The 10,095-nt window shown below is 60.4% G+C and carries 3 protein-coding genes; 1 reads left to right on the top strand and 2 read right to left on the bottom strand.

What is annotated here, in order from left to right; genetic code table 11:
* Positions 1 to 56 precede the first annotated feature (56 nt).
* Positions 57 to 6,998: an NEL-type E3 ubiquitin ligase domain-containing protein gene (locus APH41_RS10355; RefSeq protein WP_054918829.1), complete on the bottom strand. Its 6,942-nt coding sequence runs from the start codon at positions 6,996 to 6,998 to the stop codon at positions 57 to 59.
* A gap of 158 nt (positions 6,999 to 7,156) precedes the next feature.
* On the opposite strand from APH41_RS10355, the gene APH41_RS10360 reads away from it, so the two are divergent.
* On the top strand, positions 7,157 to 8,425 hold the full coding sequence (locus APH41_RS10360; RefSeq protein WP_034126391.1) for an Hsp70 family protein: 1,269 nt from the start codon (positions 7,157 to 7,159) through the stop codon (positions 8,423 to 8,425).
* A 620-nt stretch (positions 8,426 to 9,045) separates the two neighbouring features.
* On the opposite strand, the gene APH41_RS10365 is transcribed toward APH41_RS10360, so the two are convergent.
* On the bottom strand, positions 9,046 to 10,059 hold the full coding sequence (locus tag APH41_RS10365; protein ID WP_003188124.1) for an AI-2E family transporter: 1,014 nt from the start codon (positions 10,057 to 10,059) through the stop codon (positions 9,046 to 9,048).
* Positions 10,060 to 10,095: the final 36 nt, after the last annotated feature.

Here is a 10,095-nt window from a genome sequence, read left to right on the forward strand (position 1 = left end):
TTCAAGATGGGATATGGCTATTTACGACGACAGACCCGTTACTTACTCGGGTAGGATCAAGCGAACAGGTTTTTTATTGCCCCCTCAGTGTACTGATAATCCATGCGCAGCTCGGCGCCCGCTGAAATGTCTTCAGTGGCAAATACCGCCGTCAGTATCAAATTCTCGCGTTTGGTTCGCGCACCCTCCCCTACCCCCATCCACCTGTCTGCCTCGACATTGAAGCCCACCGCTTCAACGTTGTAGCCACTGGGGGCCTGGCGCAACGGTTTGCCCTGGGCGTCATACTCGAAGAGGGTATTGATTCTGGAAATAATATTATCCCCCGACAGGTGGATCGGCTCTTCCACCAGGGTATTGCCCCGCGCGACCTCCTTGCTTCCTACCCTCATGGTGTACGTCTGCCCGCTGGGTCCGAAGATCCCCATGGGCAATACCGTTCCGCCGTACACGCCGACGATCTCGCCCTTGGCGATACGCCGGTTGGCAACCACCGTGGCCTGGCCTATCAACGCGCTTTCACCGGGCGCTTTCATGTCCTGGGCCGTAAACGAACGTAGCTGGAGTTTCTCTTCATAGCGTGCGCCCACCTGCTCATAGCCCTGAAATTGAATGTAGGGCTTGATCTGCTCCGAGGTGTAGCGCACACCGGGATCTATCGTGACCGCTTGCTCCAATTCGCGAATGCGGATCGCCCGGCCTTGATAGTCCCTGAGCGGGTATTTGCCGTTATTGGCACGGTTATAACTGCCGATGCGATTGGGGCTGGCCGTAAAGTGGATATCGCGACGCATATGGCGCAGTTCCTCCGCCGTGTAGGGCGTTACCGGCATGGACTCCGACGCGTCGAAAAACTCATCGTCGGAGCCCTGCGGCTTCATCCCACCCGCCAACCCCCTGCGCTTCCAGACCCCATGGATATCGGGCTTGGCTACCACCCCACTGCTGACCAGCGCCAACGGGTTCTGGGGTGCCTGCACCCGCAAGATGTAATGCTCGCCATCGCCCGCATCCGGCATGCTCGCGACAAAATACTGTTTGCCGTTGAAATCGATGGCTTTAGCCTCAGACAGTTGCAGCTCCTGACCCACAGGCTCCACCAACACTTCAAGGCTCGCAGTGGGCATCAACGCTTGCGCCACTTCATCGCGGGACAGGGTTTGAATCAGCTGTGCTTCTTCGATTGCAAACTGCCCCTGCAGTGCTTCGGCCTCACCGTCGAACACCGCCTTGGAGATTGCACCGGACTCGAAATCGCGCAACAACGCATTCATTTGTTCGTGATGGGGTTGGTTCTGCGCCTCGAACCGCGAGCGGTATTTGTTCGCGATGTAGTCTTGCCAGAATTCCCTGGCGAGCATGGCTTGAAACTCATGCACCGAATTATCCAGGCCGATCACCTTATCGTACGCAGCATCCAGCATCGCCTGGCTGACGTTGCCGAAACGAATGAATCTGGTCTGCTGCGCCTGGCCAGGCAAGTCAAGCCGCTCTTTGAGGCCGTAACGATAGGCCAGCCTGATTTCCACTTCTTCCAGAGCCCTTAGAGCGTCAGCCTTCTGCGTCGCCGTCAGGTCTTCGCGGCTATTGATCGCAGTCCGGCGCTGGTCGATATCCGTAAGGGCGATCTTTTCCACTTCCTCCAGACGGAACAAGCCCCTGGACAGCTTCACCAGCGCGGCGCCCTGAGTCGAATCCAACGCCTGGGCCTTGGCATTGCTGGTCATCAGCAGGATTTCCAGATTACCGAAGGTCAGGGCGGCACGGTCGCAACACGTCGCCTGGCCCGCCCACTCGAACATCTCCTTGCGCAGCTGCTCCGACTCGGCGCTGTGGCTGGCAATCGCGTCGATCACCTCCCACACCCGCTGCTGCACATCCTCATATTCAGCGGGCGCCACGTTCAGGTCTCTGAGCATGTCGAAAAAACCGTCCGAGCCTGGCAGTGCACGCAGGGTGGACCATTGGCTTTGGCGCTGGGCAAGCTGCTGCGTTGACAACCCTCTGGCCCAGCGCTGAAACGGCGCTGAGTCGCCAGTAACGGCCTGCGGCACAGTCACCTCCAGAGTGGTGCGCACCAACCTGTTGGCCGCTCGCTCCGGGTCGGTAAGCCGACGGTTGTAATCGGCGATTCGCGCCTGAGTTTCGGCGGACAAGGGGTTCAGGCCCAGGTCAGTGACGCTGGTTACCCGCAGGGATTGCGCCAACGCCTCGTCCGAGGGGGCAATCAGCGCATCGGGCAGCGTTGAAATCCGACTGCCCCTCAGGTACACCGCATCCAGGCTGGGCTGCGCCCCCAGCCCGGTGGGAAAGGTTTCAATATGGGTATTGCCCATCCCCAGCGAACGCAAATCCGTCATCTGGCTGAAATCCGGCGCGATATCAAGGGGGTTTGAATTGAGGATCAAGGCTCTGAGGGTGCTGCGCGACGCCAGCATCGCAGCCGACTCCGGGTTCAGGCGTATCTGGTTATTTTGCAACGACAGCCGGGTCAGGCCATGCATCTGCCCCAGCGCCGGCGGCAACTCGCGCAACTGGTTGCGCGACATGTCCAGCCAGCGTACGCCCTGATGGCGAGCGAGGAACCCCTCAGGCGAAGTACTGAGGTTCATGTTGCTCAGCTTGAGTGAGCCTACGTGGCTGAAGTCCGCATCCAGGTCGGGCAGGCTTGGCAGCGTCAGGCCGCTGAGGTCCAGCTCCAGGCCGAAGGGCTCGCCGTCGTTGGTGAGCTGTTGCGGGGTTTCACGGCGCCAGCAGCGCATGATGCGGTTGTGCGCCAGGTTGCGATCACGCAGTGACGCAGCATCGGTGGCGCGCTCCCCCACGCGCACATAGCGCTGGCGCTCGCCGCCGCCTGAAAATGCCCACGCGTTCAACTGCCTGAGCAGCACAGAAAACTCCTGCCAGCGCCGGTCCAGCTCGGTATCGGCGCCTTCGCCCCAGCTCCAGACAAGCTCCCGGGCCTTTTGCAGGGAATACTCGGGGTACATGTGCTGCACCATTTCCAGGCGTGGATTTCTGCTGTCAAAGGCGCCATCGAGAGCGCCTGACACAAGGTCGGGGCGTGACTGGTTCACGTCCTGCCAATACTTATCGAATGTTTCCCAGTAATCGTGTGGGAAGCGATTGCCATCAAGCAAGGTGACGTTATTGATCCGCACGATCGTTTCCAGTTGATCTGCCGGCGGAACAAGATTGTCCTGCGGTACCTGCAGCAGTCGATTGTGACGTAAGTCGACGCGCTCCAGCCCAGTCTGCGTCCTCAACCCCGAAGGCCAACGCTCGATTCGGGTGAAAGATAGATTCAGCGCTCTTAAATGCGGCATACCGCCGAAATCAGGCAATGTACCCAGCGGATTTTCCGAAAGATCCAGCACTTGCAAGGCATCCAGAGCGCTCAAGCTTGCCGCGCTACGCTCGCTCAGTTTCAGTTCATTGGAGGGCAGTTTCAACGACGTGAGCTGCTTCATATCGCCGATCACCGCCGGCAACTCGACCAACTCGGCGCCAGTCATGCTCAGGCTCTTGATATGCGTGAAATTTTCGAGGAACAACGAGCTGGAGTGCCCCTTCCATGTGAGCCCCGATAACGCCACTTCCTGGACATGACTGAAGTCGGCCTTCAGCGGCGGCAAATCCACCCAACGAATCTCGTCTTTTGAACGACGGATATTCAACTGGCTTCCGGTCTCGCGACGCCAGCAGCGTTTGATTGCATCACTCACACGCCATTCGGCGCTGTAGTACGCCAGGGCATGTGGCCCTCTGGAGCGAGCCCACGCTTTCAAGGATTTTTTCAGGTGGTGGTATTCCAGCTCACGACTGGCCAACCCGCCTGGGACATCTTCGCCCAGCGACTGAATAAACGCTGTGACTTGCTCCTCAGTGAATGATGGATACAACCGGCGTACCCGCTCTGCTGGAGAGCGCAGCACATTAGCCGCCACCCTTGCCATATGCCGAAAGCCCGGAGCGCCGCCCATCAAGCGGACCATCGGATCGTACTCGGGCTTGCGTAGCGGGTAGTCCTCCAGCACCGTGCGCAACGCCTGGCGCGAAAGAGGGTTGCGTTGAATCGCCTGCTTCAATTCGACCGCGCTGCCCAACCCGAGACGCTGACGCTCATCGGGCGCGAGTTGCTCCCAGATGGCGCTGTAGAAATCGCCGGGCAGGGTTGCCTGGAACTCACCGCTGTCCAGCAGTATCAGGCTGCGCTTGTGCGGGAAGTCGGGGGAGCCGATGGCGTCCATCAGCGTGCCCTCCGCCGAGTACTGACGCAACTCCACCCGCGAGCCACGGTGCCAGCCCGGCAGGGTTTCCAGGGTGCGCAAGGCCAGGCGCTGACTGTCGAGGTGGGTCTGAGTGTCTAGGTGCAGCCCTTCGTAGGCGCGCGCCACGCGGGTTTCCTGCGCGCACCATTTAGCCTGCGTGGCCAACCGGTCAGGCAGGCGCCCGCTGCTGCGAAAAGCGGTCAGCTCATCCACAGCAGCGCCTTGCAGCAAGCGTTCGGCGGCCAGCGTCGGCAAGGCCGGGTAGGCATCCAGCACGCGCTGCACATCGGCGTCAGGCTTTGGGTTCAACGCACGGTAACGCTCCTCCAGCAGCGGTCCCTTGAGGCTATCAACGGCATCGCCAAGGTACTGGCGCAGCTTGGCGGCGCGAACGTCCAGCGACTCTTCGGGGCTGCCGGGGAATTCCTTGAGCTGCGGGTCGACGCCTTGCAAGGTGTACAGCAACTCCCTGAGTAAACGGCCCTGGGCCATGGCGGTCTCGGTCAACACCATCACGCGCTTGGGCAATAAGGGCGACGCATCGGCGCTTTCCCACACGACCTCGCCCGTTGGGCCGATGACTTTCAGCGCTACGCCATCAGGCAGCAGGCCACGGCGTTGAAGCAGGTCAAATTGCAGTGCCGGCTCGGCTTTCTGGTAGACCAGCGGGTCGCTGCTTTTGATTTGCTCGACAAAGGTGGTCAATTGCTGATGCAGTTCAAAGCGCTTGATGGTGTCGTCAAGCAACAGCGGCAAGGGTTCATGATCGACCGCAACCTGGCGCAGAGCGTCAGTTTCGACGCCGCTGATACGCAACGGATCCGCCTGCTCGACCAGCCCGAGGCGCTTGATCAAGGTGGGCTCGTCCCAGGTCAGCGGTTCTTCCAGCTCATGAGTCCACACCCCGTTATGGTTGTGTTCCAACTCCGGCGCATAGGCGTCGGGGCGAGTCGGGTGCTGAATACGGTACTGGCCGCTCGGGTCTTGCTTGACCTGGTAATGCGTATCCTCAAACGACACCCATTGCTGACCGGCATGATCGTACAGGCCCAACGTATTGGGCTTGACCTCTGGCGCCGGTTTGGTGTTAGAGGCATAGGGCCTGAGGTCGGGGTTCCACAGTACCTGCTTGCCCGTGGGCAGCGTCACCGGTTTGAGGTGATCCACTGCGCTTTGCCATTTGACGGCGGGCAGCACCTTGGACCCGGTGGCGATGAACGCTACGTTCAGGGCTACCGATGCAAAATGCGCCCACATCTGGCGGGGCTCGCCTTGATCGTAGGCCTCGATGCCTTCAAATACTTCGTAGCACATCTGCGATGCGCCCACGGCCAACATGATCGGGCCGAGCCCCGGCACCACGAACGCGGCGAGATTGAATACGCTGACGGCCGCCTCGAAAAAGCCTTCCAGGCGTTCGAGCCGGGCCTTGCGGTCCTCGTCTTCGGTGGGCACGGCCACTGCGCGTGCATCGCTCAGGATCTTGCTGATATGCGCCTGGCGACTGCGCTGCCACAGCTCACCGGCAAGGGCGAACTCTTGCATAGGCAAGCGCGCCAACGGCGTGCGCAACGGGTAGTCCGCGCCGCCATTGCCGTTACTGGCAGGCTGGTACAGACGGTTGAACCGGGTGAAGAACCCGCCTTGTTCGCGCACCGGCACAAAGCGGCTGAAGAAGCGCCGGTACGATGCGCTGTGCAGACGGGTACGCAAGTCGGCCATGAATTCGCCACTGGACGCATACTCCTTGAGGGGCTGTTGCGGGTCGCCGGGGATGTACACCACCAGAGGCTCGGGGCGGTTGGTGTTTTGCCGATCAGGGCCGATCAGCAGCGGCCCCACCAATACGCTGTCGAACACGTTGAGCGCGGTGTATGTCACAGGCTTCCCGGCCAGTTTCGGCGTGGCGGAGCCCGTGACCACATTCTGGAGCATCTGGCAGGCGTCGGCACTGAGCGGTCCGGTGCTTTGCAACCGGGCAATATCGATGCACAGTGCCAACTGCTGGCGTTGATGCTCTTCCAACAGCTGTTCAAGGGCCTGGCGTTCATCCGCGTCCTGGGGCTCTACAATGGCCTTGATATGCGCCTGATAAAGCGCGCCAAGGTCCAATGTGCGGCAAAGCCTGGCGAAAGCATGGGGCGTGATCGCCACCGCCTGTGCCTGGACGGCCGCGAAGGTCGCAATGATGTGGGGGTTTTCTAGGTTGAAGGTGGTGATCAGTTGGCAATCGGTGCACGACGACGGCTGCTCTTCATCGGCCTCGAAATTGGCCAGGGCCGCTTCCAACAGGGAAATGCCGCGATACCTGTAGGTCAGTGACGGGTCGTTTTGCTGCTCGAAAACAAATGCACCGTAGAAGTCATCGCGAGCACCTTTTGAGCCGTATTTGCGCACGAAAAATACATTGCGCACATCCAGTTCCAGGTTGAACTCTTTCTTGATCGCCTCTTTGAGCGGCTGTTCGGCGAAGGCCAGGACGTCTTCAATCTGGCCCAGGTGCTCTTCAATCGCATTGAGCGTTTCGCGAAAGCGCGTGTGCCGGGCAGCCAGAGTGGTTTTGTCTTGGTGAGTGGCGGCCAGGTACCAGGCAGGAATATCCATCTCGTGCGTGCCTAGCTCTTGCTGGCGTTGCGGCGAGCCTTCCATGAACCAGTTCGGCACGCGTTGTTTGAGAAAGTCGTAATGCACGCCGCGCAGGTCGGCGTTGAAGGTTGCATCAGGCATAGCGATTCGTCCGTGAGGGCAGTAAAACCCGAGCCTAACCAAGCCCCTGCCGGTTCAAGACGTAGCTATATAGCGCGAATTTACGGATCGCCGGTCTACGCATCCGCTCGCGAGTGACATACACTGCGCGGCCGTTTTTTGCCCGGAACCTGTAAGACATGAAAAACGAATCTCCAGCCCGTGCCTGCGGCATCGACTTCGGCACGTCCAACTCCACCGTCGGCTGGATCCGCCCCGGCGAGGAGACGCTGATCGCGCTGGAGGACGACAAGATCACCCTGCCGTCAGTGGTGTTCTTCAACTTCGAGGAGCGCCGCCCGGTATATGGTCGCCTGGCGCTGCACGAATACCTGGAGAACTACGAAGGCCGCCTGATGCGCTCGCTCAAGAGCCTGCTGGGTTCCAAGCTGATCAAGCACGACACGAGCGTGCTCGGCACTGCCATGCCCTTCACCGACCTGCTGGCACTGTTTATCGGCCAACTCAAGAGCCGCGCCGAAGCCAACGCCGGTCGTGAATTCGAAGAAGTGGTACTGGGCCGCCCGGTATTCTTCGTCGATGACGACCCGATGGCCGACCAGGAAGCGGAAAACACCCTGGTGGATGTGGCGCGCAAAATCGGCTTCAAGGACATCTCGTTCCAGTACGAACCGATTGCAGCGGCGTTCGACTATGAGTCGACGATCGAGAAAGAAGAGCTGGTGTTGATCGTCGATATCGGCGGTGGTACCTCCGACTTCTCCCTGGTGCGCCTGTCGCCGGATCGTCGTCACAACGACAATCGCCAGAGCGACATCCTCGCCACCGGCGGCGTGCACATCGGCGGTACCGACTTCGACAAACAGCTCAGCCTGCAAGGCATGATGCCGCTGTTCGGCTACGGCAGCCGCATGAAGAGCGGCGCCTACATGCCCACCAGCCACCACATGAACCTGGCCACCTGGCACACCATCAACTCGGTGTACTCGCAAAAATCCCAGCTGGCCCTGGGCAGCATGCGCTACGACATCGAAGACACCGGCGGCATCGACCGCCTGTTCAAACTGATCGAACAGCGCGCCGGGCACTGGCTTGCCATGGAAGTGGAAGAAACCAAGATCCAGCTCACCCATCAAGACAGCCGCCACGTGCCGCTGGACCGCATCGAAGCGGGCCTGAGCGTAGACCTGAGCCGCGCACTGTTCGAGTCGTCCATCGACAGCTTGCTGGAACGTGTACGCGGCAGCGTCACGCAGTTGCTCAACGACGCCTCGGTGAGCGTGGCGCAGGTGGACACGGTGTTCTTTACCGGCGGCTCCAGCGGCATCCCGGCGCTGCGCCACAGCATCTCTGCAATGCTGCCGAATGCGCGGCATGTGGAAGGCAATATCTTCGGCAGTATTGGCAGTGGTTTGGCGATTGAGGCGAGCAAGCGCTACGGCAGCTGAGTTTCAGCTGAAACCGTGGCGCGCCCACTTGACGGTAACCACGATGCGAAGCGAGCCGCTTTTGATCTTGATCTGCTTTTGATCTTAGGCGCCCCGTTAAACCACGCTGGCCGGAATTCGACAGGGATTTGGGGGGTAAACCGGCAGGGATGCCGGTTTAGCCGCCCCGCGCCATGGATGGCGCGTGGCGGCGGCCCCCCAAATCACTGGCGGATTACGGGCACACCGAGCCTAAGCGAGGTGCCGAGTGGTGGGGCAAGAGCGTTTTGCTTACTTTTGCGCTTCTCAAAAGTGAGACGCCGTCAGGGCGTAACCCTAAGCGGCCGTTACCTAAATAACGGATATGTACGCGGTCAAATCCAACATCCCGGTCGGCTGTCAGGCCGCCTTCGCGAGCAAGCCCGCTCCCACAGTTTGATCGCGGGGCGTCAGATAGATAGGGGCCGGCTGTGAGGCCGTCATCGCAGGCAAGCCAGCTCCCACAATTTGATCGGGTTGTGTCAGGTAGATAGGCTTCGGCTGCAGGCCGTCATCGCAGGCAAGCCAGCTCCCCCAGGTGATCGCATTTCAACGTGGGAGCGGGCTTGCCCGCGATGGCGTCAGCCCAGGCGACACAAGGCTTAAACCATCCCACCCAGCTTCAGCTCGCTCTTCAGATAGGCATAGTAAATCGGCCCCGCCACCACCCCCGGCAGGCCGAACGCTGCCTCAAACACCAGCATCGCCAACAACAACTCCCATGACTTGGCACTGATCTGCCCGCCGACGATTCGCGCGTTGAGGAAGTACTCGACCTTGTGGATCACGATCAAATACCCCAGTGCCGCCACCGCCACCCAGATCGACAGCGACAGCGCCACGATGGTGATCAGGGTGTTGGAGATCAGGTTGCCAATCACTGGCAGCAGACCGAGCAGGAAGGTCAGCACGATCAGGGTCTTGGTCAACGGCAGGTGAATGCCGCATAACGGCAGCACCACTGCCAGGAACACCGCGGTGAAGGCGGTGTTGAGCGCGGCGATCTTGATCTGGGCGAACACGATATTGCGAAACGCCTGGACCAGCAGGTGCAGGCGGTCGAACAGCGCGGCGGCCAAGGGTTTGCGCTTGGTCAGGTCGGGCACGCGCTGCAAGGCGATGATCGCACCCAGCACCATGCCGATCAGCAAGGTGACGAACATGTGGGCGGCGTCTTTGCCGACCAGTTGCAGTTCGCTCAAGTGCTTGCTTAGCCAATCGCCAATGGCCACGCGAAACTCCGCGGCGCTGGCGGGCAAATAGGCGTCGATGGACGGCGGTAATTGACCGCGCGCGCGGTCGACCACGCCCATGAATTTGTCCAGGGAAGCCCCCGGGTTTTCCGCTTCGTGGAGCAGGAAGCTGATGGCGCCAGCGAAGATCAAGGCCAACACGCTGACGATCAAGGTGCCCAGCAAGGCCACCGCCAGCCAACGCGCGCGCCGGCCTTCGATCAGGCGTTGCAGTTGAGGGGTGAGCATGTTGACCAGTTCATAGACCAACAGGCCGGCCAGCAGGCTGGGCAGCAATTTCAGCGGCAGTACCAGCAGCAACCCGCCGAAAATGATGATGTAGCTGGACAGCAACAACACATGACGCTGAGAAAACGTTGGCATACAGCCTCAAAACAAACGGCGTTGAAGGATGTTGTA

This window comes from Pseudomonas sp. NBRC 111138, assembly GCF_001320835.1.
GTDB lineage: Bacteria > Pseudomonadota > Gammaproteobacteria > Pseudomonadales > Pseudomonadaceae > Aquipseudomonas > Aquipseudomonas paracarnis.